We start from the raw sequence: 24,379 nt of genomic DNA on the forward strand, positions 1-24,379 counted from the left end.
AGCCCTCCGGTTGGCGTGCCAAGCGAAACGTGGGAATCGCTTGTGTAGGCCGACCGCAATCTACCTACCTCGCGAGGACCACGTCCTTGTCCCAATGAGCGCACGCCGGGTGCGCTGCAACGTAGAGGTAGTCATCATGTGTGAACGCAACGGCAGAACCCATTCCCAACTCGTTGAACTCTCGCGCCGCGGTTTCCTGAAGACCAGTGGCGTCGCCAGCGCAAGCATCGCCATGCCGGCGGGCCTGGCCACCATGCTGATGTCGACCGCGGCCCACGCGGAGACGACGAGGATCAAGGCCACGCACGGCGCAGGCCTGTGCAACCTGGCTTTCTTCCTCGCGAAGAAGCGCGACCTGGCCAAGGCCGATGGCGTGGAACTGGACTTCGTCGTGACGCCCACCAACGCCGACATCGCCACGCTGTTCGGCTCGGGGCAGGTCGAGATGTCGGTGATCCCGTATTCGAACTTCATGACGCTCTACGACGCCGGCGCACCGGTGAAGATCGTCGCGGGCGCAGGGGTCGAAGGGTGCATCCTGACCGCGAAGGAAGGCATCAAGAGCGCAGCCGACCTCAAGGGCAAGACCATCGGCACCTTCCAGGCCGACACGCTCGAAGTCCTTCCCTACGACTACCTGAAGAAGGGCGGCCTGAGCTTCAAGGACGTGCAGGTGCGCTACTTCAACAGTTCGCCCGAGTTGGCCCAGGCCTTCACCTCCGGCGCCATCGACGCGGCCTGCCAGGTCGAGCCCTATGCGACGCAGTGCCTCACGCTGCGCAAGGGCTCGACCATCATCTCGGACGGCAAGGACCTGTATGGCGCGCATTACTCAGACTGCGTGCTCGCCGTTCGCACACCCCTCATCGAAAAGAACCCGAAGGCGGTGAAGGCCATCATCAAGGCCATGATGCTTGCGCAAAGCCAGGCCGAGAAAGACCCGGACGCGGCCATGAAGGACACCGTCGGCGAGTACTACAAGACATCGCTCGAGTCCGCCAAGATGGCGGCCGCCAAGCAGCCCGCGATGATCGACCAGCGCAACAACACGCAGTTCATCCTGGACCGCGGCCAGTCGATGAAGGAACTGGGCTACATCAAGAAGATCCCCACCCGCGCCGCGATCGACTGGACCCTGCTCGAGCAGGTCATCGCCGAGAACAAGGACCTCTACGCCTCGCTCAAGCTCAAGACCGTCACGACTTGATGCCTGCAGACCTGCAACCGAAACAGCCCATGACATCCATGTCGCTCGGCGGCGCGGACGCGCCCGCCTCTCTTCCTGTCCCTGCACCTTCGCCCGTGGCACCCAAGGCCGACAAGGCCGCCATGGCGAAGTCCCACCATCCACCGGGCCGTGGCCGCGAACTCGCGGCGCGCGTGTTCTGGTGGATCGCATCCGTCGGCACCTTCATCGCCATCTGGGAGCTCTGCTGGTGGCGAGGCATCGCCGATCCCCTGCTGTTGCCGCCGCCGCACCTGTTCCTGGCCAACCTGCCGGAGCAGTTCAAGTTCTTCGACGCGCCGGGCTTTCGTGGCCCGGACGACGAAGGCGGCGGCATCCTGTCGGTGCTGCTCGTCATGGCGTGGACATCGATGCGCGTCGTGCTCGGGCTCGCCATCGGCTTCGTGGCGGGCGTGGCCATCGGCGTGGCGATCCGCTACTTCAAGCTCTTCGGCAAGCTCGTGCTGCCCGTCACCACGTTGCTGACGCCCATCTCGCCCGTGGCGTGGCTGCCAGTAGCGGTGTTCGTCTTCGGCATCGGCAACGTGCCGGCGATCTTCCTGGTGTGCATCTCGGTGTTCTTCGTCATCGTCCTGTCGACCTTGTCGCAGATCGATTCGGTGCCGGCGGCCTACCTGCAGGTCGCGCGGATCATGGGTGCGACGAAGCGCCAGCTGTTTCGCCAGGTCATCCTGCCGGCCATCCTGCCCAGCCTGTGCGTGACGCTGCGCCTGAACCTGTTTGCCGCCTGGATGGTGGTGCTCATCGCCGAGGCGGTCGGCGTCGGCTCGGGACTCGGTCAGATCGTGATGATGGCGCGCAACACCTTCAACGCGAGCCTCGTGTTCTTCACGATGACATTGATCGGCGTGCTCGGTTTCACGTTCGACCGCGGCCTGCTGTGGGTGCAGCAGCGCGTGCTGTGGTGGGTCGGCCCTTCGGCCATGGCGGGGAGGTGATGGCGATGATGAATTCGATGATCAGCATGCGCCAGGTGCGCAAGGTCTGGAACCCCGACACGCCCAAGGCGGTGTCGGCCGTGGCGGATCTCGACCTCGAAGTGAAGGCCGGCGAATTCGTCGTGCTGCTCGGGCCGTCGGGTTGCGGCAAGAGCAGCCTGCTCTACATGGTCGCGGGCCTCGAGCCTGCCACCGGAGGCGAGCTGCTCTGCGAAGGCGTGCCCATCACCGGGCCGGATCCGCAGCGCGGCATGATCTTCCAGGAGGCCTCGCTGTACCCGTGGCTCACCATCGCGGACAACGTCTCGTTCGGGCTGAAGCTGCAGGGCGTGCCTGCAACCGAACGGCAGGCGACGGCACTGGAACTGCTGCGCAAGGTGGGACTCGGCGATGTCGCCTCGAAGCGACCCGACGAGCTGTCGGGCGGCATGCGCCAGCGCGCCGCATTGGCGCGCGCGCTGTCGATGCAGCCCAAGGTGCTGATGATGGACGAGCCCTTCGCGGCACTGGACATCCAGACGCGGGCCAAGATGCAGGGCCATCTGCTCGCGGTCTGGCGCGCGAGCGGCGCCAGCGTGCTGCTGGTCACGCACTCCATCGATGAAGCGTTGGCGCTGGCGGACCGCATCGTCGTGTTCACCGCGCGGCCGGGCCGCATCAAGGAGATCGTGCCGGTCAAGCAGCCGCGTCCGCGCTCGATGCGCGACCCCCTGCTCATCGAGCTGCAGCAGCACCTGGCCGACTTGCTGGCCGACGAAGTGGACCGCGCCTTCCTCGAGCAGGAAGCGTCCCTCTAGATCTGTTCAAACCTCTCGCACGCCCGACGGTTCTGGAACCGTCGGCGCGGCTTGCCACACACTGAAGAAAGACACACCCCATGACACAAGCCATGGTTCGCGCGAAATGGATCGTCACCGGCGTACGCGACCGCCACACGCCCGAGGTCATCGACGACGGCGCCCTCGTCCACGAGCACGGCAAGGTCGTTGCCGTCGGCCCGTTCAACGAGATGCGCATGCGATTCCCCGATGCGCCGGTCACCCAGCATTCGCAGCACATGCTGCTGCCGGGTTTCGTCAACAGCCACCATCACGTCGGCCTTACACCGCTGCAACTCGGCTCGCCCGACCACGCGCTGGAATTGTGGTTCGCGAGCCGCATGGCGGCGCGCACGGTCGACGGCTACCTGGACACGCTGTATTCGGCCTTCGAGATGATCGCCTCCGGCATCACCACGGTGCAGCACATCCACGGCTGGCTGCGCGGCAGTTTCGAGCAGGTGCATGAATCGTCGAGCGCCGTGCTGCGCGCCTACCGCGCCATCGGCCTGCGTGCCTCGTACTGCTATTCGGTGCGCGAGCAGAACCGCCTCGTGTACGAAGACGACGCCAAGTTCTGCGCGAGCCTGCCGAGCGACATCGGCGTGCCGCTAGCCGCGCACCTGAAGCAGGCGACCATGAGCCTCGACGATCACATGAAGCTCTACAAGGTGCTGCGCGACGACAACGCCAACGAATCGCTCACGCACATCCAGCTCGCGCCGGCCAACTTCCACTGGATCACGGACGATGGCCTGATGACGCTGGTCGAGCAGGCCAAGGCCGACGACGTGCCGATGCACATGCACCTGCTGGAGACGGTCTACCAGAAGGAATACGCCCGCCGCCGCACCGGCACCACGGCCGTCAAGCATCTCGAGAAGATGGGCGCGCTCGGCCCGTGGATGACGCTCGGCCACGCGGTCTGGCTCACCGAGGAAGACGTCGACATCGTGGCGCACACGTCGACTTGCGTGTGCCACAACTGCAGCTCCAACTTCCGCTTGCGCAGCGGCATCGCGCCGGTCAACGCACTGGAGAAGCGCGGTGTGACCATCGGCATGGGGCTGGACGAAGCGGGCATCAACGAAGACCGCGACATGCTCCAGGAGATGAAGCTGGCGTTGCGAGCGCATCGCGTGCCGGGCCTCGAGGAAGACGAGGTGCCCAGCTGCCCACAGGTGCTGCGCATGGCGACCGAGCATGGCGCGAAGACGACCGCCTTCCGTGGCGAGATCGGCCGGCTCGACGTGGGGATGAACTTCGACGCGGTGGCCATCGACTACCACGGCGCCACCTGGCCCTTCCAGGACACCGACATTCCGCCGCTCGATGCGCTGATGCAGCGCGCATCGACCAGGCACGTCGACACCGTCTACGTCGGCGGAGACCCGATCTACGCACAGGGCCGCTTCAAGTACATCGACCGTGACAAGGTGCTGGGTGACATCGCGGAGATGCTGTCGAAGCCGCGGACGCCGGAAGAGGAGAAACGGCGCTGGCTCGGCAAGGAAGTCTTTCCGCATGTGAAGGCCTTCTATGTGGACTACCTGGCGGAAGAGCCGCTGCGCCAGCCGTTCTACGGCCCGTCGTCCCGCACGTAGATCGACCGATGGACGCCACCCGCGACTTCTCCGGCTACCGCTGGAACTACCCCGCGCTGCGCTGGCCCGGCGACGCGGGCTTGGCGGTTTCCTTCGTTCTCAACGTCGAGGAAGGCGCCGAGCTTTCGTTGAGTGCGGGCGACGAGCGCAACGAGAGCCGGCACGAGGTCAACCACGAAGTGCTGGGCGCGCCCGACCTCTGCATGGAAAGCCAGTTCGAGTACGGCGCGCGCGTCGGCTATTGGCGCATCACGCGCCTGCTGATGGAAAGCGGCGTGCCGCTCACGCTCAACGCCTGTGCGCGTGCGCTCGAAGCAACGCCCTGGATCGCCAGCGACGCGGCGCAGCAGGGCTTCGAGGTCTGCTGCCACGGCTGGCGCTGGGAGTCGCATGCGGGCATGGCGGAGAACGAAGAGCGCGAGCGGATCGCGCGCAGCGTGGAAACCATCCACCGGCTGCATGGTCGCGCGCCGGTGGGCTGGCACACCAAGTCGTCCGCCTCGGTCAACACGCGCCGGCTGCTGGTCGAGCACGGCGGCTTCCTTTACGACAGCGACGCCTACAACGACGACCTGCCCTATTACGTGCAGGTCGCCGACCGGGCCCACCTGGTGCTGCCCTACGCCTTCGATACCAACGACATGCGCTTTTTCGACAGCTTCGCGTACGTGCGCGGCGATGACTTCGCGGACTACGCGATCGACGCCTTCGAATGCCTGTTGCGCGAATCGCGGGACGCGCCGCGCATGATGTCGATCGGCTTGCACACGCGCATCATCGGCAGGCCCGGCCGTATCGGCGGGCTCGCCAAGCTGCTGGCCCATATTCGCCAGAGCCGCGGTGCCTGGTGCGCCACGCGCGAGCAGATCGCGCGCCATTGGCTCGCGAACGTCAAGGCTGGCGCGGTGTCGTGAAGCTGATGCTGCTCGATCCCAATCACGCAGGCCGTGACCGATGCAGAACGGCGCGCTATGAGACGCAGCCCACGACCTTGAATTCGACGCGCCGGTCGAGCGCGTCGCGCATGTCGTCGGTGCCGGTGCCGACGATGTTCTCGCGGAATCCGAGACCGGCTTCCCGCAGCTTGCGCCCGAGCTCCGGCGTTTCCGTCTCCAGCCGCTTCTTCACGACCGTGGCGCGTTGCAGCGACAGCCGGTCGTTGACCGTCTCGGAACCGGTCTTGCTGGTGTGGCCGGTCACCACCACGCAGGAATCGATCTGTGCGCTCTGGCGCGCAATCTGCCGCAACCACATCGGGTAGGGGCCGCTGACCCGCGCATCGCCGACGAAGTCTGTCGACCCGGGCTTGAACAGGAACTTGACGCTGAGGTTGTTGGTCGCGAGGCCGAGCCGGGCCATCTGCCCGAAGGTCTTCTCCGCGGCCTCGCGCTGGCCGAGCTGGGTCTGGGTCAGGTAGAGGCCGCTGTAGATGCTCATCTGCTGGCCATCCGGGCGCTGCGACGCGGCCTCGTAGCGCGCCAGCGCATCGGCATAGCGCTTGTCGTTGTAGGCGGCATTGGCATCCGCGAGCAGCGCCGAGGTCGGCAGCCGCTCCAGGTACAGCGCGTCCGCCGGCTGCCCGGCCCGGGTCTGCGAAGTGCGGATGTAGCCTTCGACGACGCGGTCCTTCGCGATGACCGGGCTGTCGCGGTAGGCCGCCGTCGGGTTGGCATTGAGCGCGTTGTCGGCCACGCGGGACGCGGCCTGGGCCAGCACCACGCCGGACCTGATTTCGGTCAGGGCGAGGCTGAGCCGGTACTGGCCGGCGCCGGTCCGGGTCAAGGTGCCGTTCAGCACGTACTGCGCGCCGGCGAGGCCGGAGGCGTCGAAGGTCGAGACGGAGAACTGGCGGAAGCGCAGGCGGACGCGCTCCGCGATGCGCTGCTCGGCCCCCTTGGTGGCATCGGTCTGCTGGCCGCTGGCGCCGTCCAGCAAAGGGTCGATGACGATGGCCTGGGAGGGCTTGACCTTCGATTCCACCGTCGCCATGAAAGCCGGCAACTTCTGCGTCTGCGCGAACAGGTCGTCGACCGACTGGTCCACCGCCTGCTCGAAGGGCACGCCAGTCTCGCGCTCGGAGACATGGGCCGCGCAGGCTGCCAGGGTGACGATGCCGATCAACAGGAGGGTGCGCAGCGTGGCGTGGACTTTGGGGAAGGCTATCGGCATCGGGATCTCAGGGTTTCGGCTTCGGCAGGGGACAGTGGGGCGCCCAGGGAGGCGCGCGAGACGATATCGCTGCATTGGGCGGCGGTGGCGGCGCGCTTCGCCTCGGTGCGGGCGGACGGATCGCTGCTTGCCGTGGCGGGTGGCCGGGTCTCGGGCTTGCGTGCGGGGTGGTCGGCCAAGGGCGCCGATTTGGCGGCCACGGCGGCCGGGGCAGACTGCGGCGACGCCGGGGCGGCTGGCAATTCCGACGGGGGGTTCGCAGGCTCGGCGAGCTTCGGTGCTGGCTGCGGCGCAGGCTGCGGTTGCGGTTGCGGCTGCGGTTGCGGCGATGGCGATGACCTGCCTTGCGGCGCCGCAACGGCCGACGCGGGAACCGTCACGCTCGGCGGCGTTGCAACCGCGGGCGCCGGCTCCGCAGGCTTCGCCGGCGAGAGCACCAGCGCGCAGAAGCCGAACATCAGCGTGACCACGGCGCTGAGCACGGTCGCCGCACGGCTGCCCAGCCCGCGCAACAGCTTGCCGGGGCGTGCCCACAGTGCGGCCGGCCACCCTGTCACGCGCATCAAGTCCAGCAACGCAATGGCCACCGCCAGGCCCAGGCTGGCGAAGAAGCCGATCCGGGTCAGCGAGCCACCGGGAGCCAGGCGCTCCAGCCACGAAATGCCGATGCCCACGAAGGCGGCCAGGGCGTTGAAGGGCAGGATCCAGGTGCTGATCGTCTTGAGGATCTGCTGCTCGGTCGTCACCACCGGCTCCGGCGCGGTGGAAGCGGCAGGCGCGGCTGGCGCGTCAGGCTCGGGTTGCGCTGGTGCGGCGACAGGCTTGACGCCATGGCGCGCTTCCAGGCGCATGCGCAATTCCGACGGCGGCCGCGTCAGCAGGAAGGCGCCCACCTGCCGGCCATCGCCTTCGGTGAAGCTCCCGCTCGGCGCGAACACCGGTCGATAGTCACTCGAAAGGTGGCCCAGCGCATCGCGGAACTCCGCGGACGCCTGGATCTGGCCGGCGCTCGCATGCTGCATCACGCGGGCCGCCACATCGACACCATCCCCGAACAGGCTGGGATGGCCGTTGCCGTCCATGCCGGACATCACCACGCCCGCATGGATGCCCGCCCGGACCACCGGGGACGCGTCATCGTGCAGCGCGGGCGTCAGCCGGAAGACGGCGGTCATGGCCGCCTCGGCATCTCGCAGGAAGCCGATGGCGATGCCTTCGCCGGTAGGGAAGAGGGTGTATTCGGTGACCGGAATGCCCGCGAGGATCCTGCGGACCAGCGTCCGAAGCGCGTCCGGCCAGGCCGGCATGGCCGCGGCGTCCCATTTCAGGTCGCGGGCGGGTTGCAGGTACAGGACGCTGCACACCCAGGAGGGCGGTGGCGCGGCTGCGTTCACGTTGGCAACTGCTTCGAAAGCCGGTTGCACCGTCGGATGGGACTCACGGGAGGGGATGAAGTCGAGGAGGGAATCGGCGGAGGCGCGGATTGTTCACATATAGTAACAATCACGATCCTAAGCGCAAAACGGGCTGCCTTGCCGCCTCCGGCCACGGCGGATGCGGGGAAGTCCTGACGGCCTTCGGTGACCTTCGGAATTCGTCAACGTTCGGCAGTCGAAGAGATCGGGAGCCCAGGGTCTTCGCGTCGTCAAGGCACAGGCTGCCTCAATCCGTCAATTCGACCCACACCGGCGCATGGTCGCTCGCGCCTTCCAGCCCGCGCACCGCCCTGTCGACGCCGGCATTGGTCATGCGTCCGGCTGCCGACGGGCTTAGCAGCACATGATCGATCCGCAGCCCGGCATCACGCGGCCAGCGGTTGCGCAGGTAGCTCCAGAAGGTGTAGGGCGTCTTGTCCGGGAACTGCCGTTCCAATGCGTCCGTCCATCCCTGCTTGAGCAAGGCCCGCCATGCAGCGCGGGGCTCGGGTTGCAGCAGCGCGTTGTCCTTCCATGACGCGGTCGAGTAGATGTCGGCATCGGTCGGCACCACGTTGAAGTCGCCCGCGAGGACCACCGGGTGCCCGGTCTTGATCAGGCTGGCCGCATGCCGGTTCAGGCGCTTGAACCAGGCGAGCTTGTAGTCGAACTTGGGCCCGGGTTGGGGGTTGCCATTTGGCAGGTAGAGGCAGGCGATGACGATGCCGTCGACCGCAGCTTCGAGGTAGCGGCTTTCGGTGTCGGCCGGCTCGCCTTTCAACAGGGGCAGGCCGCGTCGCGTTTCCAGCGGCGGCGCCCCGCGCGCGAGGATGGCGACGCCATTCCAGGTGGGCTGGCCGAGCACCAGCGCCTCGTAGCCCAGCGCCCGCAGTTCCTTCGCCGGAAACGCGGCGCTGGTGCACTTGAGTTCCTGCAGGCAGGCCACGTCGGGCTGCGTCACGTCGAGCCAGGCGCACAGCTGCGGCAGGCGATTGACCACCCCGTTGACATTGTACGAGGCGATGCGCATGAGCCGCCGGGCCAGCGGGTCAGGCCGCGTTCACGTCCACCCGCACGCGCCCGCGCACCTGGCCGGCCAGCAGCTTCGACGCGGTGGCGGCAGCGGCGCCGAGGCCGATCGTCTCCGTGTTGGCTTCCAGCAGATCCAGCGGCAGTTCCCTGGCCAGCCGCGCCCACGCCTCGACCCGCTTCGCATGCGGCGCCATCACGCTGTCCACGCCCGCCAGCGTGATGCCGCGCAGGATGAAGGGCGCAACACTGGCCGGCAGGTCCAGGCCCTGCGCCAGGCCGCAAGCGGCCACCGTGCCGCCGTAGCGCAGGCTCGCGCAGACGTTGGCCAGCGTGTGGCTGCCGACGCTGTCGACGGCAGCGGCCCAGCGCTCCTTCTGCAGCGGCTTGCCCGGCGCGGACAAGGTGGCGCGGTCGACGATTTCGCTCGCACCCAAGTGCTTCAGATATTCGGCCTCGGCGGCACGCCCGGTCGAGGCATGCACCTCGAAGCCCAGCCGGGCCAGCAGCGCGATCGCGATGGTGCCGACGCCGCCGTTCGCGCCGGTCACGAGCACCGGGCCGTCGGAGGGCTTGACGCCGTGCGCCTGCAGCGCCATCACGCACAGCATCGAGGTGTACCCGGCCGTGCCGATGGCCATGCACTGGCGCGCGTCGAGCCCTGCGGGCGTCGGCACCAGCCAATCGGCTTTCACGCGGGCCTGCTGGGCGAGCCCACCCCAGTGCGTCTCGCCCACGCCCCAGCCGTTGAGCAGCACCGCGTCGCCCGGCTTGTAGCGCGCGTCGCTGCTCTCGGCGACGGTGCCGGCGAAGTCGATGCCCGGCACCATCGGGAACTTGCGCACCACCGGCGACTTGCCCGTGATGGCCAGGCCGTCCTTGTAGTTGAGCGTGGAGTACGCGACGTTGACGCGCACCTCGCCCTCCGGCAATTGCGCCTCGTCGAGCGAGGTGATGGCGGCCTGGGTGCTGCCGTCTTCGGCCTTGGTGAGGAGCAGTGCGTCGAAGGTCATGTGTCTCTCTGGAATGGATGGAATGTGGACGGAGCATGCCGCAACGCCTGCGACACGGCCACACCCACAGCCAAATCCGCCGACGACGCGGGGTTGTGCACGCCGCGCCGGGCGCGCATCGTCCTGCTGACGGATCGCAGTGTCCCGCGCCGGCCCCTTTTCGCGCAAAATCCCGCCCCCATGTGTTGTGCATGCCGGACGCGCTCGACATTGCTGCGCGCCGTGCCACTCAAGGAGACCTTGCCGTGTCCACGATATTTGCGAGCCCCATCGTCCAGATCAAGCCCCTGGGCTTTCCGTGGGAGACGATCGACCCCTTCCTGTTCTGCGCCTACCACGACGACGCCTATCCCCAGGGCAACGGCCAGATGGCCGTGGACGAGGCCCTGCTGGCCGGGCGCAACCTCGGCAGCGACTTCAGCCGCAAGGACGGCTGGAGCATGTACCACGGCAACCCGGTGCCGGGCTTTCCGGGGCACCCGCACCGCGGCTTCGAGACGGTGACCATCGTTCGCAAGGGCCTGATCGACCATTCGGACTCGCTCGGCGCGGCGGCCCGCTTCGGCGGCGGCGACGTGCAGTGGCTCACGGCCGGCAAGGGCATCGTGCATTCGGAGATGTTCCCGCTGATGGACGCGGCCGCGCCCAATCCGCTGGAGCTGTTCCAGATCTGGCTCAACCTGCCCGCGCGCAACAAGATGGTGGCGCCGCACTTCACGATGTTCTGGGCCGAGGACATCCCGCATTTCACCGCCACCGACGAGGCCGGCCGAACCACCGACGTGTCCAGCGTGGCCGGCCGCATCGGCCCGGTCGACGGCAAGCCCGGCGAAGGCGGCCCGCTCGCGCCGCCACCCGATTCCTGGGCCGCCCAGCCCGACGCCGATGTCGCGATCTGGACTCTGCGCATGTCGCCCGGCGCGCGCTGGACGCTGCCGGCCGCGACGGGCAAGGGCACGCGGCGGGCGCTTTATTTCTTCAAGGGCCAGTCGGTCCGCATCGCGGGCGAGGAGGTCGATCGCCCCGCGATGGTCGAACTGCGCGCTTCGGAGGAGGTCGAGCTGGTGAACGGCCCCGACACGGTGTCCGAGTTCCTGGTGCTGCAGGGCCGCCCGATCGCGGAGCCGGTGGCGCAGTACGGCCCGTTCGTGATGAACACGCAGGCCGAGATCCAGCAGGCGATGCAGGACTTCCGCCGCACCCAGTTCGGCGGCTGGCCGTGGCCTGATCAGGCGCCGGTGCACGGGCGCGACCCGGCACGTTTCGCCCGGCATCCGGACGGGCGCGAGGAACGACCGGCATGAGCGGCCGCTGAATCATTGAAATGGGCGCTGAGGGTGGACAGCACCCTCCTATTCCGGTGATTCGGTGGACCAGGTGATCCAATAGCGGCATGGAACAACCGCAAGATGTCATACGCCGCCTGAACGAACTGGAGATCAAGGCGAGCTATGCCGATGACCTGCTGGACCAGCTCAACATGGTCATCTACCGGCAGCAGCAGCAGATCGACAGCCTCGTCGAACAGGTGGCGCTGCTGCGGCAGCAAGGCGCAGAAGCCGGCACCGGCGCGCCGCGCAACTTGCGCGACGAGCTGCCGCCGCACTATTGAGCCCTCAGGGCCGGGTCGAACCCGGCCCGCCGCACGCGAGGAGCCGCGAGACCGAGCCGCATCACCGAGCCGCGTGCCTGATCGGCATGACGGATCGATGACGTGATTGACCCGCGCTGATGCACCGGCGGCGCGGTCCTACAGGCGCTGGCGAATGACCCGGCTTGCCGCTGCGGCCCGGCCATTCGAGCATGCAGGCATGACCTCGAAATCTATCCTCCCGTTGCCTTTGGCTGCATTGCTGCTGGCCAGCGCGCTGTCGCTGACAGCCTGCGACCACCGCCCGGTCACCGACAACCGCCCCGTGAGCGGGCCCGACCGCGCGCAAGTGGATGCTGCGATCGACAAGACCCGCGACGCCACCGTCGCCGTCGCGAACAAGGCGGCCGACCTGGCCGAGAAGGCGCGCGACCAGACGGTCGCCTTCGCCAAGTCGCCCCAGGTGCGCGAGGACGCCAGCAAGGTCGTCGATGCGATGAAGAACGTGGGCACCGTCGCTTCCGCGAAAGTGGACGATGCGGCGATCACCGCATCCGTCTCGGCCGGCCTCGCCAGGGACACGGAACTGAGCGCGCGCCAAATCAACGTCGAGACGCGCGCGGGCGCGGTCAAGCTGGTCGGGCCGGCGCCCAGCGCCCAAGCCAAGGCACGCGCCAGCGACATTGCCAGGTCGGTGAGCGGCGTCGCCTCGGTCGACAACCAGCTTGAAGTGCGATCCATGTGATCGCCTGGCAGCGCCGCCCTACTTCGCACCCTGCGCCTGGACCTGGGCAGCATTCGCGCTGGCAGGGGCTGCCGTCAGCGTCATCAGGATGTCCGCATACCAGGCGCTGTTGAGACCTAGCGACTCGTCCAGTTGCAGGTCCCGCGTGCTCATGTCCATGCGCGCGGAATGCACACCCAGCAGCGTCCACGGCAGCTTGCCGCCGGCGGCCGGGACGCGCTTGACCACCGGCGCCCCGCTGGTGCCCCGGTGGGTGCGTGCATCGGTGAGGAAGAAACCCTGCCCCTGGAAACGCACGCCGAAGGCCGACGCCACCACCGCCTGGCGCACCACCGGCAGGTGATGCACCACGTCATGGAAGCCCAGCGGAAAGCCCACGATCAACAGCACGCTGCCGACCTCCACCTCATCGAGCGAGCGCGGCAGGTGCCGGGGCGTGAAGGCGAACATCGCGGCATTCGGCGGCAACGCCGCACGCGGGATCTCGATGGCGGCCACGTCGATCTCGCCGCCCATGTCGCTGCCCTGGCGCCAGGCGCTCTTGCCGTCCACGTAGAGCCAAACCGAGATGGCGGTGGAGCGTGTCAGGTCGACCGCGTCGGTGTGCAGCTCGATCTCGATGCGATTGGGGAAATGCTTGGTCGGCGCGTCGATCACCACGTGGCGGCTGGTAACGAAGAAGAGGCGGTCGTCGCGCTCGAAGAAGAAGCCGCTCGCGCCGGTGAGGAGCCGGTCGCCATCGAAGGTCGAGACGCGGGCGGTGGAAAGGAGCAGCGACTCGGCCATGGGGGACTTTCAGGTGCCGCCACAGCAGGATCGCTGCGCCGGTGGGTCATTGAACACTAGATCCGCTGCCGGCGCACGTGCTGGCGCCGCCGCTTCTGCCAGCGCGTGAGGATCGCGCTGGCGAGCGACGCGACGGCGAAGGCCGCAACCTGCCGGGCCAGCGCCTGCGTCGCCGCGTCGAGGCGCTTCGAGACTTCGCGCTCGGTCTGCTCGGTGCGCACCACGGCCGCGTTGCCGGCCGGTGGCTGCACGGGCTGCGCCAATGCGTCGGTGCCCGCCTTGTGGACCTGTGCCGCATGCTCGGTGGCGGCGACCGCCTTGGCGCCGGCCACGGAGCCGTGCGCGTTGGCATAGACCTTGGTGAACTCGGCCCCCAGCAGGAAGATCTGCGCCGCGTAGTAGACCCAGGCCAGCAGCACCACCAGCGAGCCGGCGGCGGCGAAGGACTCGGTCATGCCGCTCTTGCCGAGATAGAGGCCAATCAGGAATTTGCCGACTTCGAACAGTACCGCCGTCACTGCGGCGCCGATCCACACGTCGCGCCAGGCGATGGGCGCGGTCGGCATGAACTTGAAGATCATCGCGAACAGCAGCGCGCTCACCGACACCGAGATCAGGATGTTGACGCCCTGCAGCAGCAGTTCCCAGCCCGGCATCAGCCCGCCTGTCCAGTTGCCCAGCACGGCCAGGCCGGCGCTTACGAGCAGCGACACCATCAGCAGGAAGGCCAGCCCGAGGATCAGGCCGAAGGACAGCACCCGCGCACGCAGCAGCGCCCACACGCCGCTCGGCTTCTCGGAGGCGGGCACATGCCAGATGCGGTCCAGGGCGCTTTGCAACTCGGCGAACACGGTGGTTGCGCCGACCAGCAACACGGCGATGCTGATGCCGCCCGCGATGAGGCCGCGCCTGGGCTCGCTCGCGCTGGCCACCAGGCCCTGCACGGCGGTGGCGCCGTCGTGGCCGATCAGGCCGCCCAGTTGCTCAACGATTTCTCCCTGCACCGCTTCGCGCCCGAACAGGGCCCCGGCCACGGCGATCACGATGACCAGCAGGGGCGCGAGCGAGAACATCGTGTAGTACGAGATCGCCGCGCCCATGCTCGGCGCAAAGTCGTCGACCCAGGCCGAGACGGCGTCGCGGCAGAGTTCATACAGTTGCTTCGGGCTCATTGCGTAACCTCCACGCTGCGAGCGGCTCGGGCGACCGGGCGGCGCCCAGGGCGTATCCCGCGTTGCGTGAGCAGCCACTGTCCGGCGGCGCACGGCTTGTTGGCGTGCGTCGAACCAGACTCCGCGAGTAGGCCAAAGGCGCGGGCCGCGAGCGCGACAGCGCGGATGGCGCCGTTCGTCTAGATTCGACGCGGGCCGCTGCCGGTTATTCCAGCGAGCGGCCACCATCCACCACCACGGAGCCACAGTCCATCATGATCCACGTCGTCGCCATCATCACCGCCAAGTCCGGCCAGCGCGCCCAGGTGCTCGAAGCCTTCGCCGCCAACCGCACGGCGGTGCTGGCCGAAGCCGGTTGCATCGAATACGTCGCAACCATCGACGCCGCCGGCATGCCACCCTCGCGCGGAACCTTCGGTGACGACACCTTCGTGGTCGTCGAAAAATGGGAGACGCTGGACGCGCTCAAGGCCCATGCCGCCGCGCCGCACATGGCGGCCTATGGTGCGAAGACGAAGGAGATGCTGGAGAGCCGCGTCATCCACGTGCTCTCGCCGGTGTAAGCGCTCCTCGCCCGCGCGCTGCGCGCCGCTCAGCTCTTCTGCAGCGATTGCAGGTAGAGGTGCAGCGCCTGCAGGTCGGTGTCGCTCATCTTGCCCAGCGATTCGAAGGGCATCACCTTCACTTCCGAGCCGTCGGCGCGCTTGCCGGTGCGGAACAGGTGGGTGAGGCTGGCGGCATCGGGGTAACGGGCCATCACCGAGCCCTCGCCTGGCGCGAGGCGCGCGGCCGGCGGCCAGTCCGGCGGGCCGCCTGGCACCTTGCCGCCGGCCAGCGTCGGGCCGTGGCAGCCCAGGCACATGTTCGCCACATAGGCGCCGTGCTCGCGCGACACACCCTGCGCCACGGGCGCGGGCGGCGGCAGCTTGTGGTCGATCTTCGCGGCGGCATCCTGGATCAGGCCAAAGCCGTACATCACGCGCACCGGCAGCGGAAGATCCAGCACCGCGGCGCCGCCTTGCGCCGCCGGCATCGAGCGCAGCCAGGCGATGAGTGACGCGAGGTCATCGTCGGTGTAGCGGTTGTAGTCCTCGCTGGGCATGACGATCAGGGCGCGGCCGGCCGGACTGACGCCGTGCCGGATCGCCCGCACCCAGTCGACCGGCTGGTAGCCCGCGGTGACGCTGCCCGGGCCCGGGCTGATGTGCGGACCGGCCACGCGCATGCCGGTCTTCGGGTCGTCGATGAAGACGCGCCCGCCGCCATTGGCGCCATGGCAATCCGCGCAGCCACGCGACTGGAACAGGTATTGCCCCCGTGCGACCGCCGCCGCGTCGTCGCGCAGCGCAACGGCCTGCACCGGAATGTCGAGCTTGCGCTGCATCTTGCGATCGGCCATTTGCTGGCCCAGCCAGATGGCCGCCGCTGCGAGCGCCAGCAGGAACAGCACCACCACGCCGACCCGGCGCAGCCATTTCTTCGTGGAGACGGACATCGATGCGGCCCTGTTCTTGGACAAGACGCGGATGCTTGCCGAGTTCGCGCAATGCGTCACTCGCCGAAGCTGCCAAAAGAAAAGCGCGCCTGTCGCCAGGCGCGCTTTTCGGGAGGCGGGTGGGGCGCCTTACTTCGAGACCACGCGCACCATCTCGAGCACCTTGTTCGAATAGCCCCATTCGTTGTCGTACCAGCTCACGACCTTGACGAAGGTGCCATCCAGCGCGATGCCGGCGTCGGCGTCGAACACCGAGGTGCGCGGCTCGCCGCGGAAGTCGGTCGAGACGACCTTGTCTTCCGTGTAGCCCAGCACGCCCTTGAGCGCGCCTTCGGATTGGGCCTTCATCTCGGCGCAGATCTCGGCGTAGGTGGCGGCCGTTTCCAGCTCGACCACCAGGTCGACCACCGACACGTCGGAGGTCGGCACGCGGAAGCTCATGCCGGTCAGCTTCTTGTTGAGCGACGGGATCACCACGCCCACGGCCTTGGCGGCGCCGGTGCTCGAGGGGATGATGTTTTCCAGGATGCCGCGGCCGCCGCGCCAGTCCTTGTTGCTCGGGCCGTCGACGGTCTTCTGCGTGGCGGTGGTGGCGTGCACGGTGGTCATCAGGCCGCGCTTGATGCCCCACTTGTCGTGCAACACCTTGGCCACGGGTGCCAGGCAGTTGGTGGTGCAGCTGGCGTTGCTGATGATGGCTTCGCCCTTGTAGGTGTTGTCGTTGACGCCGTAGACGTACATCGGCGTGTCGTCCTTGCTCGGCGCCGACATCACGACCTTCTTGGCGCCCGCGTCGATGTGCTTCTGGCCGGTTTCCTTGGTGAGGAACAGGCCGGTGGCTTCGATCACGATGTCGGCGCCGATGTCGCCCCACTTGAGGTTGGCCGGGTCGCGTTCCTGCGTCAGGCGGATCTTCTTGCCGTTGACGACGAGCGTGTTGCCGTCGACCGAGACCTCGCCCTTGAAGCGGCCATGCACGGAGTCGTACTGCAGCATGTAGGCCAGGTATTCGGGTTCGAGGAGGTCGTTGATGCCGACCACTTCGACGTCCCTGAAATTCTGCACGGCTGCACGAAAAACCATGCGTCCGATGCGGCCGAAGCCGTTGATACCGATCTTGATTGCCACAGATAGCTCCTTGGTTGCTTGAAAAAGGGTTACTTCGCGAGCACGGCGCGAACCGTGTCCGCCACGTTCTCGGGCGTGAAGCCGAAGTGCTTGAACAGCGCCGGCGCCGGTGCCGATTCGCCGAAGGTGTCGATGCCGACGACGGCCGCGCAGCCGTACTTCCACCAGCCGTCCGTCACGCCCATCTCGACGGCGATGCGCGGCAGGCCGGCCGGCAGCACGGCCTTCTTGTAGGCCGTGGTCTGGCGGTCGAACACCGACGTGCTGGGCATGGAGACCACGCGCACCGGGATCTTCTTTTCCGCAAGCAGTTTTTGCGCCGCGATGGCGTGCTGCACTTCGGAACCGGTGGCGATCAGCACGGCCTTGGCCTTCTTCTTCAGGCCAACGTCGGCCGGTTCGCTGAGCACGTAGGCGCCCTTGCTGATGTCGGCCAGGTCCGACTTCGCCGCATAGGCGATGTTCTGGCGCGACAGCAGCAGCGCGCTCGGGCGGCCCTGCGTCTGCAACGCCACGGCCCATGCCACTGCGGTTTCAGCCGTGTCGCCCGGACGCCAGACGTCCAGGTTGGGAATCAGGCGCAGCGACGCCGCATGCTCGATCGACTGGTGCGTCGGGCCGTCTTCGCCCAGGCCGATGGAGTCGTGCGTGAACACGTGGATGATGCGACGCTTCATCAGCGCGGCCATGCGGATCGCATTGCGGCTGTAGTCGCTGAAGGTGAGGAAGGTGCCGCCGTAGGGGATGTAGCCGCCGTGCAGCGCCACGCCGTTCATGATCGCGGCCATGCCGAACTCGCGCACGCCGTAGTTGATGTGGCGGCCGATCTGGCCATGCGCCGGCTCGGCGCCGTTGGTGGTGCTGGCCGGCCTGGCCTCGTCTTCGGCGCCCTGGTCGGGCTGCGCCACTGGCGCGGTCAGGACCACATCGCCCTTGGCGTCGAAGCGCAGGGCCGGCGTGCTCTTGGTGTTGGTGAGGTTGGAGCCGGTCAGGTCGGCGCTGCCGCCCAGCATCTCGGGCAGGGCGGCCGTGAAGGACTCCAGCGCCAGTTGCGAAGCCTTGCGCGAGGCGACCGTCTCGGCCTTGGTGTGGGCCGCGACCACGGTGTCGAAGGCGACCTGGTTGAAGTCGGCCGGCAGCTCGCCCTTCATGCGGCGGGTGAACTCAGCGGCCAGCGCGGGGTGCGCCGCGCCGTAGGAAGCGAACTTTTCGTTCCAGGCCGCTTCTTCCTTCGCGCCGCGTTCCTTCCCATCCCAGTCGGCATACACCTCGGCCGGGACTTCGAAGGCCGGGTAGGGCCAGCCGATCGCTTCGCGCGTGAGCTTGATTTCATCGGCGCCCAGCGCCTCGCCGTGGGCCTTGGCGGTGCCGGCACGGTTCGGGCTGCCCTTGCCGATCACCGTCTTGCAGACGATCAGCGTGGGCTGGTTCGCGCTGGCGCCGTGCGCCTTGGCTTCGCTGATGGCCTTCGACACTTCGGCGGCGTCGTTGCCTTCGATCGGGCCGATCACATGCCAGCCGTAGGCCTTGAAGCGCTCCGGGGTGTTGTCGATGAACCAGGGCTTGACCTGGCCGTCGATGCTGATGCCGTTGTCGTCGTACAGCGCGATCAGCTTGCCCAGGCGCCAGGCGCCGGCGATGGCGCAGGCCTCATGGCTGATGCCTTCCATCATGCAGCCATCGCCCAGGAAGACGTAGGTGTGGTGGTCGACGATGTCGTGGCCGCTGCGGTTGAACTCGCTGGCCAGCAGCTTCTCGGCGAGCGCGAAGCCGACCGCGTTGGCGATGCCCTGTCCGAGCGGGCCGGTGGTGGTTTCCACGCCGGGCGTGACGTCGACTTCGGGGTGGCCCGGCGTCTTGCTGTGCAGCTGGCGGAAGTGCTTGAGTTGCTCGATCGGCAGGTCATAGCCGGTGAGGTGCAGCACGGCGTACTGCAGCATCGACGCATGGCCGTTCGACAGGATGAAGCGGTCGCGGTTGGCCCAGTGCGGGTTGGTCGGGTTGAACTGCAGGTGTTCGCCCCAGAGCGCGACGGCCATGTCGGCCATGCCCATCGGCGCACCCGGGTGGCCCGAGTTGGCGGTTTGCACGGCGTCCATTGCCAACGCGCGGATCGCGTTGGCCATCAGGGCTTGGTTGGCCATTTGGGAAGGCTTTCGAGGAGGGGGATTGGGGGGAGCCCGCGATTTTAGCGACCGAGCCCTCCCGGCCCGCTCGGACGGGCTGCCAGCGGGCTGCTAGAGTGCCGCGCATGCACGGCCTGCACCTTACCGCCGACCTTCACGATTGCCAATGCGAAGCGCGCTGGATGCTCGATGCACAGGCGTTGAGCGCCGTGTGCGTCGAAGCCGTCGAGGCGGCGGGCCTGCAGGGCGTGGCTCGGCTTTTCCATACCTTTCCATCGACCGCACAAGGCGCCGGCGGCGTCACGGCCACCGTGTTGCTTGCCGAATCGCACCTGTGCATCCACACCTGGCCGGAGCAGCTTGCCGTGACGCTCGATGTCTACGTCTGCAACTTCGGCGGCGACCATTCGGACAAGGCGCATGCGTTGATGGAACGCTTGCTGGCCCTGTTCGCGCCGACCCATGTCGAGCGCCATGCGGTGACGCGCGGCAGGCTGGCGGCGGCGAACGCCTGAGGACCTCGAAATTCGATGAATGCGACAGCAATGATCCTCGCCGCCGGCCGCGGCGAGCGCATGCGCCCCCTGACCGACACCACGCCCAAGCCCCTGCTGGAGGTGCACGGCAAGCCGCTGATGCAATGGCCGATGGAGGCGTTGGCGGCGGGCGGCTTCACCGACCTGGTGGTGAACACCGCCTGGCTCGGCGAGCAGATCGCCAGCCGCTTCGGGCCGTCAGTGACCTATTCCCACGAGGGCCGCGATTTCGGCGGTGCGCTGGAGACGGCCGGCGGCGTGGTTCGCGCGCTGCCCTTGCTGGATGAAGTCTTCTGGGTCGCGGCCGGCGATGTCTACGCACCGGACTTCCGCTTCACGCAGGAAGCCGTTGCGCGATTCCGGGCAGGCGGGATGCTGGCCCACCTGTGGCTCGTCCCGAATCCGGCGCACAACCCACGTGGGGATTTCGGCATCGCGGACGATGGCCGGGCCCTGGGCGAGGCCGCGCACAAGTACACCTTCTCCACGATCGCGCTGTACCGCGCGGCCCTGTTCGCGCCACCCTGGTGCGCCATTCCCGCCGGCAATCCGGAGGGCGAGAAGGCCGCGCTGGCGCCGTTGCTGCGCGCCGCGATGGCTGCCGGCCGCGTCAGCGCCGAGCTCTACACGGGCGCGTGGACCGATGTCGGGACACCGGAGCGGCTGGCCCAGCTGAACGCCCCGGAAGAACGGCCCGCCTGATACGACTGCGCGATCGAACGCATCACTGCGTCGGATCGCCATGCCGTGCCGCACCACCGTCTGCGGCTGCGCGCTACGGCACGTTCGTCCCGGTCAACTGGAACGGCTTGCCCTGCAAGTCCATCTTGCCGCCGTATTCGATCTTGACCCCGTTGGTCGGCTCCACGGGGCAGCCCGTGGGCCTCGGGCAGGCAATGTCGTCGATGAAGAGCACCGGGCCGTAGCGGAAGTTGTGCACCGCCTTGCCCTCGTAGTCGGCCACTGTGAGCACGAAGGCCCAGTTCGCGAAGTTGTCCGCGTCCTCGATGGTGATCGGGTCCTGCATGCGCGGGTCCTGCAAGGTGCGCACGATGCTGCTGCTGTTGGCGCCGAAGCGGACCCAGGTGATCTTGCGATCGCCCCGCGAGTTCACGAGCACCTGCTTGTTCTGGTCGGCGTACTGCTGCTCGGGGCTGTAGATGTCCGGGTCTTCCGGCTCGCCGCGCGAGATTCCCAGCGAGGTCGGGTTGCGGCCGACCTTGATCGCGAACTGCGGCAACTCGGCAATGTCCCTGGCTGCCGGCGTCGCCGCGATGCCGCCCGGCGCATAGCCGCCGAGGCTGTACACACGCAGCGTTCCATCCTGCGTTGCGATCCAGGCGCGCTGGTTCGGCCCCCACACGGTGGTCTTCACCGCGGTCGGCTTGTCGGACAGGGAGATCATCTTCACCACGGTCGGCGCCTGCCTCGGCTGGTTGGCGAAGGTGTACGGCCACTGGTTGTCGGCCTGGCCGAGGCTGGCCATGCGCGTGTTGAAGGCGCCGATGTCGCCACCGAAATACACGCTGTTGACGTAGCTGAACAGCGGCTTCAGGTCGAGGAAGGCGACCTTCTTCTCGGACTTGGAAAGCACCACCGCCACGCCGCCCTTGGCGTACTTTTTCGAGAGATTGCCGTTCAGGAAGGCCTGCCGGTTGGCTTGGACCGTCAGCGGATGGGTGAAGCCCATGAATCCGATGCCGGCCTGGTCATCGTCCTTCGCCAGGTTGCTGGTCAACGCCGCCGTGATCCTCGCCTCCGCGACCGTGTTGAACGGATCCAGGCCGGTGGCCGTGGTGATCTCGGTGGGTGCGTTCATGGCGCTGCCGTCCGACGCGACGAGGTCGACGTAGCCCAGGATCTTCATGAAGGCGATATTCCCCACGTTCGGCAGGCCGGGGTACACGCCGCTCCACTCCCGCCACCAGTTGTACCAGGCGCTGTAGCTGCCGTTGGCATTGCGGTTGTACGGGCTGCAGTCGTTGCACAGGCCGGCCAGCGCCACCACCGCCACCTGGCCCTTCAGGGCAGTCGTGTCCCACACCGTGACCAGCGCGAACTCGCTGTCGTTGGTCATGGCAATGCCCGTCGGCACCTTGTTGGCCGGCAGCTTGAGCGTCGCCTGGTTGGTCGCGGTGTTGTTGCCCAGGGTGCCAATCACGCCGTTCTGGAACACGGCCAGGCCCGAGGCGCAGTAGCCGGCGCGGCGGCCCGAACAACGCGCGATGGCGATCGGGCTGCCGCTCACGATGCCGGCCTTCCTGTAGGCCAGCACACTGACACTGTCGGTGCCGGAACCGTAATGGGTCCAGCTCAGCTGCGGCAGTTGCGCGAAGGTGCCCAGCATATGGTTGGTCGTCTGGAAGTCGGTGATGCCGACGCGTGCCGGCGTGTCGGCAACGAAGGCCACGTTGGCCTGATTGCTGGAATACAGCCCCGGGTTGGCCACTTGCTTGCCGAGTTGCCACAGGTTCTGGGCATCGGCAGACATGTAGGAGTAGTTCAGCGTGAGGTTGTTGGGGCGCGGGCCATACAGCGGGACGCCGCCGCTGGCGCCGCAGGCGGCCGCAGGGGGGCCGTAGCGGTAGGCGATGCCCGCCTCCTTGCTGAGCTGGCCTGCCATCGCACGGTACGCGTCCGGCACGACCTTGAGCGACGCATCGACGACGTCGGTGATGGTGGTGTTGCAGAAGGTCGAGCTGATGGCTACGCCGGAAGATGCGCCGCTGCTGCCGCTGCTGTTGCCGGAACCTGTTCCGGTTCCGGTTCCGGTTCCGGTTCCGGTTCCGCCGACGACGACGATCGTGCCGCCGCCCGTGCCCTCGGCGCCGCTATTGACGGACCTGCCGATGTCCACAGCGCCAGTGCTCCCCGTGGTCGCACTGGCGGTGGTGGCTGGCGCGGACTTCTCCTCGGCCGCCGTGCTGAAGGTCGCGGCGGACGCCACAAAAGCACCACCGCCGCCTCCTGCCCCTCCGCCGCCGCACCCGGCAACCGCAATAGATACTAAAAGATGCAATTTTTTCCGGCTTAATACAAACATAGTAGTATTTCCAATTGACTTAAAGAACATTTGGTGGCAGCAACGAATTGCCCGGCAAATGTACTTTCAAAATTGGTTAGTGGGTGCTGCGCTTACAACAAGCGCTTGTTACAGACCTGTGGCATCGTCTAGGCATGACTTCGACCCTTTATTCAGACCGTCGCGCACGGCTCGCCGCCCAATTGGGGCGGGACGGAATTACCGTGATTCCCACCGCACCCGAACATGGCCGAAATCGCGATAGCGATTTCTTGTACCGACACGACAGTTACTTTTTTTACTTGACCGGTTTTGTCGAGCCAAACGCCTTTTTAGTACTAACCGGTGAAGGCGCGAGCACGCTCTTCTGCGCAGCCAAGGATCTGGAGCGCGAAATCTGGGATGGCTACCGTTTGGGACCGGAAGCCGCGCCGGCCGCGCTCGGCGTCGACCAGGCCTTCGCGATCGGCGAGCTGGACAGCCGCCTGCCCAAGCTGCTGGAAAACCGTTCCGTCGTCTGGTACCCCTTCGCGACGCACAAGGGGCTGGAATCGCGCATCGACGGCTGGCTGTCTTCCGTGCGGGCGCGGGTGCGCTACGGCGCCCTGTGCCCCGAGGAGCAGCGCGACCTGTGCGGCCCGCTGGACGAGATGCGCCTCGTGAAGGACGCCCATGAGCAGGACGTGATGCGCCGCGCTGCGCAGATCAGCGCCCGCGCCCACATCCGCGCCATGCAGCTCAGCGCCCGGATGCTGCGCGAGGGCAAGGACGTGCGCGAGTACCACCTCGATGCCGAACTGCTGCACGAATTCCGCCTGGGCGGCTCGCAATACCCGGCCTACGGCTCCATCGTCGCGGCCGGCGCCAATGCCTGCGTGCTGCACTACCGCGCCGACGCCGCGCCGGTGCGCGACGGCGAACTGGTGCTGATCGACGCCGGCTGCGAACTCGACGGCTATGCCAGCGACATCACCCGCACCTTCCCGGCCAACGGCAAGTTCTCTGGCCCGCAGCGCGTGCTGTACGACCTGGTGCTGGCCAGCCAGCAGGCCGCCGTCGACGTGACCAAGGCCGGCGCCCGCTTCACCGACCCGCACGACGCCACGTTGCGCGTGCTGTCGCAGGGCATGCTGGACGTCGGCCTGCTCGATGCCAACAAGGTCGGCAACGTCGACGACGTGATCGAGAAGCGCGCCTACTTTCCTTTCTACATGCACCGCACCGGCCACTGGCTCGGCATGGACGTGCACGACTGCGGCAGCTACGTCGAGCCCTCGCAGGTCGGCGAGGTGAGCGAGCGCAAGGACCCGCTGTCCAACGAGCTCATCAAGAACCGGCCCAGCCGCATCCTGCAACCGGGCATGGTGCTGACCATCGAGCCGGGCATCTACGTGCGGCCCGGCGAAGGCGTGCCGGAGCAGTTCCACAACATCGGCATCCGCATCGAGGACGATGCGATCGTCACCGCCACCGGTTGCGAACTGATCTCGCGCGGCGTGCCGGTGGACGGGGACGAGATCGAGGCGCTGATGCGCTGACGACGCCT

Annotated in this window: 22 protein-coding genes; 12 read left to right on the plus strand and 10 right to left on the minus strand. The window is 67.5% G+C overall.

Going from position 1 to position 24,379, the window contains the following annotated elements; translation table 11 throughout:
- The first annotated feature begins 136 nt into the window (after positions 1-136).
- The 5 genes from HCU76_RS13995 to HCU76_RS14015 all read left to right on the plus strand — a co-directional run bounded on the left by HCU76_RS13995 (position 137) and on the right by HCU76_RS14015 (position 5,520).
- Positions 137-1,207, plus strand: coding sequence for an ABC transporter substrate-binding protein (locus HCU76_RS13995; protein ID WP_213957256.1), 1,071 nt, complete (start codon positions 137-139; stop codon positions 1,205-1,207).
- A gap of 29 nt (positions 1,208-1,236) precedes the next feature.
- Positions 1,237-2,184, plus strand: coding sequence for an ABC transporter permease (locus tag HCU76_RS14000; protein ID WP_213957257.1), 948 nt, complete (start codon positions 1,237-1,239; stop codon positions 2,182-2,184).
- Positions 2,185-2,189: 5 nt separating this feature from the next.
- Complete coding sequence (locus tag HCU76_RS14005) at positions 2,190-2,981, plus strand: ABC transporter ATP-binding protein (protein WP_256354170.1); 792 nt, start codon at positions 2,190-2,192, stop codon at positions 2,979-2,981.
- An 80-nt stretch (positions 2,982-3,061) separates the two neighbouring features.
- A complete protein-coding gene (locus HCU76_RS14010; RefSeq protein WP_218509664.1) occupies positions 3,062-4,606 on the plus strand; it encodes an amidohydrolase family protein in 1,545 nt (514 codons plus the stop codon).
- An 8-nt stretch (positions 4,607-4,614) separates the two neighbouring features.
- A complete protein-coding gene (locus HCU76_RS14015; protein ID WP_218509665.1) occupies positions 4,615-5,520 on the plus strand; it encodes a polysaccharide deacetylase family protein in 906 nt (301 codons plus the stop codon).
- Positions 5,521-5,575: 55 nt separating this feature from the next.
- Here HCU76_RS14015 and HCU76_RS14020 read toward each other — a convergent pair whose 3' ends face one another.
- The 4 genes from HCU76_RS14020 to HCU76_RS14035 form a co-directional block, all read right to left on the minus strand.
- Positions 5,576-6,775, minus strand: a complete 1,200-nt coding sequence (locus tag HCU76_RS14020; RefSeq protein WP_218509666.1) for an OmpA family protein — start codon at positions 6,773-6,775, stop codon at positions 5,576-5,578.
- Entirely contained in the window at positions 6,766-8,169 is a 1,404-nt protein-coding gene (locus HCU76_RS14025; protein WP_218509667.1) for an adenylate/guanylate cyclase domain-containing protein, read from the minus strand. Before HCU76_RS14025 ends, HCU76_RS14020 begins: the two co-directional genes overlap by 10 nt.
- A 268-nt stretch (positions 8,170-8,437) precedes the next feature.
- Complete coding sequence (locus HCU76_RS14030) at positions 8,438-9,220, minus strand: exodeoxyribonuclease III (protein ID WP_218509668.1); 783 nt, start codon at positions 9,218-9,220, stop codon at positions 8,438-8,440.
- Between the two features lie 19 nt (positions 9,221-9,239).
- Positions 9,240-10,232 (minus strand): MDR family oxidoreductase, encoded by a 993-nt coding sequence (locus HCU76_RS14035; RefSeq protein WP_218509669.1) that lies wholly within the window; start codon positions 10,230-10,232, stop codon positions 9,240-9,242.
- A gap of 245 nt (positions 10,233-10,477) precedes the next feature.
- On the opposite strand from HCU76_RS14035, the gene HCU76_RS14040 reads away from it, so the two are divergent.
- The 3 genes from HCU76_RS14040 to HCU76_RS14050 all read left to right on the plus strand — a co-directional run bounded on the left by HCU76_RS14040 (position 10,478) and on the right by HCU76_RS14050 (position 12,568).
- Positions 10,478-11,536: a pirin family protein gene (locus tag HCU76_RS14040; protein WP_371319821.1), complete on the plus strand. Its 1,059-nt coding sequence runs from the start codon at positions 10,478-10,480 to the stop codon at positions 11,534-11,536.
- Between the two features lie 89 nt (positions 11,537-11,625).
- On the plus strand, positions 11,626-11,844 hold the full coding sequence (locus HCU76_RS14045; RefSeq protein WP_213957265.1) for a SlyX family protein: 219 nt from the start codon (positions 11,626-11,628) through the stop codon (positions 11,842-11,844).
- A gap of 199 nt (positions 11,845-12,043) precedes the next feature.
- A complete protein-coding gene (locus HCU76_RS14050; RefSeq protein ID WP_218509671.1) occupies positions 12,044-12,568 on the plus strand; it encodes a BON domain-containing protein in 525 nt (174 codons plus the stop codon).
- An 18-nt stretch (positions 12,569-12,586) separates the two neighbouring features.
- Here the strand turns inward: HCU76_RS14050 and HCU76_RS14055 are convergent, their stop codons facing one another.
- Both HCU76_RS14055 and HCU76_RS14060 read right to left on the minus strand, forming a co-directional pair.
- Positions 12,587-13,354 (minus strand): trypsin-like peptidase domain-containing protein, encoded by a 768-nt coding sequence (locus tag HCU76_RS14055; protein WP_218509672.1) that lies wholly within the window; start codon positions 13,352-13,354, stop codon positions 12,587-12,589.
- Positions 13,355-13,410: 56 nt separating this feature from the next.
- Positions 13,411-14,526, minus strand: a complete 1,116-nt coding sequence (locus tag HCU76_RS14060) for a YihY/virulence factor BrkB family protein (protein ID WP_218509673.1) — start codon at positions 14,524-14,526, stop codon at positions 13,411-13,413.
- 254 nt (positions 14,527-14,780) lie between these two features.
- Here HCU76_RS14060 and HCU76_RS14065 point away from each other — a divergent pair, with 254 nt between their 5' ends.
- Positions 14,781-15,089 carry a putative quinol monooxygenase gene (locus HCU76_RS14065; RefSeq protein WP_218509674.1) on the plus strand — a complete coding sequence of 103 codons (309 nt, stop codon included), beginning with the start codon at positions 14,781-14,783 and terminating at the stop codon, positions 15,087-15,089.
- Between the two features lie 29 nt (positions 15,090-15,118).
- Here HCU76_RS14065 and HCU76_RS14070 read toward each other — a convergent pair whose 3' ends face one another.
- The 3 genes from HCU76_RS14070 to HCU76_RS14080 all read right to left on the minus strand — a co-directional run bounded on the left by HCU76_RS14070 (position 15,119) and on the right by HCU76_RS14080 (position 19,293).
- Positions 15,119-16,021, minus strand: a complete 903-nt coding sequence (locus HCU76_RS14070) for a cytochrome c (protein ID WP_218509675.1) — start codon at positions 16,019-16,021, stop codon at positions 15,119-15,121.
- Between the two features lie 129 nt (positions 16,022-16,150).
- Positions 16,151-17,149, minus strand: coding sequence for a type I glyceraldehyde-3-phosphate dehydrogenase (gene gap, locus HCU76_RS14075; protein WP_218509676.1), 999 nt, complete (start codon positions 17,147-17,149; stop codon positions 16,151-16,153).
- Between the two features lie 29 nt (positions 17,150-17,178).
- On the minus strand, positions 17,179-19,293 hold the full coding sequence (locus HCU76_RS14080) for a transketolase (RefSeq protein WP_218509677.1): 2,115 nt from the start codon (positions 19,291-19,293) through the stop codon (positions 17,179-17,181).
- Between the two features lie 107 nt (positions 19,294-19,400).
- Here HCU76_RS14080 and speD point away from each other — a divergent pair, with 107 nt between their 5' ends.
- Both speD and HCU76_RS14090 read left to right on the plus strand, forming a co-directional pair.
- Positions 19,401-19,790 carry an adenosylmethionine decarboxylase gene (gene speD / locus HCU76_RS14085; RefSeq protein WP_218509678.1) on the plus strand — a complete coding sequence of 130 codons (390 nt, stop codon included), beginning with the start codon at positions 19,401-19,403 and terminating at the stop codon, positions 19,788-19,790.
- Positions 19,791-19,820: 30 nt separating this feature from the next.
- Positions 19,821-20,513 carry a nucleotidyltransferase family protein gene (locus HCU76_RS14090; protein WP_218509712.1) on the plus strand — a complete coding sequence of 231 codons (693 nt, stop codon included), beginning with the start codon at positions 19,821-19,823 and terminating at the stop codon, positions 20,511-20,513.
- Between the two features lie 73 nt (positions 20,514-20,586).
- Here HCU76_RS14090 and HCU76_RS14095 read toward each other — a convergent pair whose 3' ends face one another.
- Complete coding sequence (locus HCU76_RS14095; protein ID WP_218509679.1) at positions 20,587-22,758, minus strand: hypothetical protein; 2,172 nt, start codon at positions 22,756-22,758, stop codon at positions 20,587-20,589.
- 230 nt (positions 22,759-22,988) lie between these two features.
- Between HCU76_RS14095 and HCU76_RS14100 the strand changes: the two genes are divergently transcribed.
- Entirely contained in the window at positions 22,989-24,371 is a 1,383-nt protein-coding gene (locus HCU76_RS14100; protein WP_218509680.1) for an aminopeptidase P N-terminal domain-containing protein, read from the plus strand.
- Positions 24,372-24,379: the final 8 nt, after the last annotated feature.

The sequence above is a fragment of the Variovorax sp. dw_308 genome (genome assembly GCF_019207085.1).
Classification (GTDB): Bacteria; Pseudomonadota; Gammaproteobacteria; order Burkholderiales; family Burkholderiaceae_C; genus Variovorax.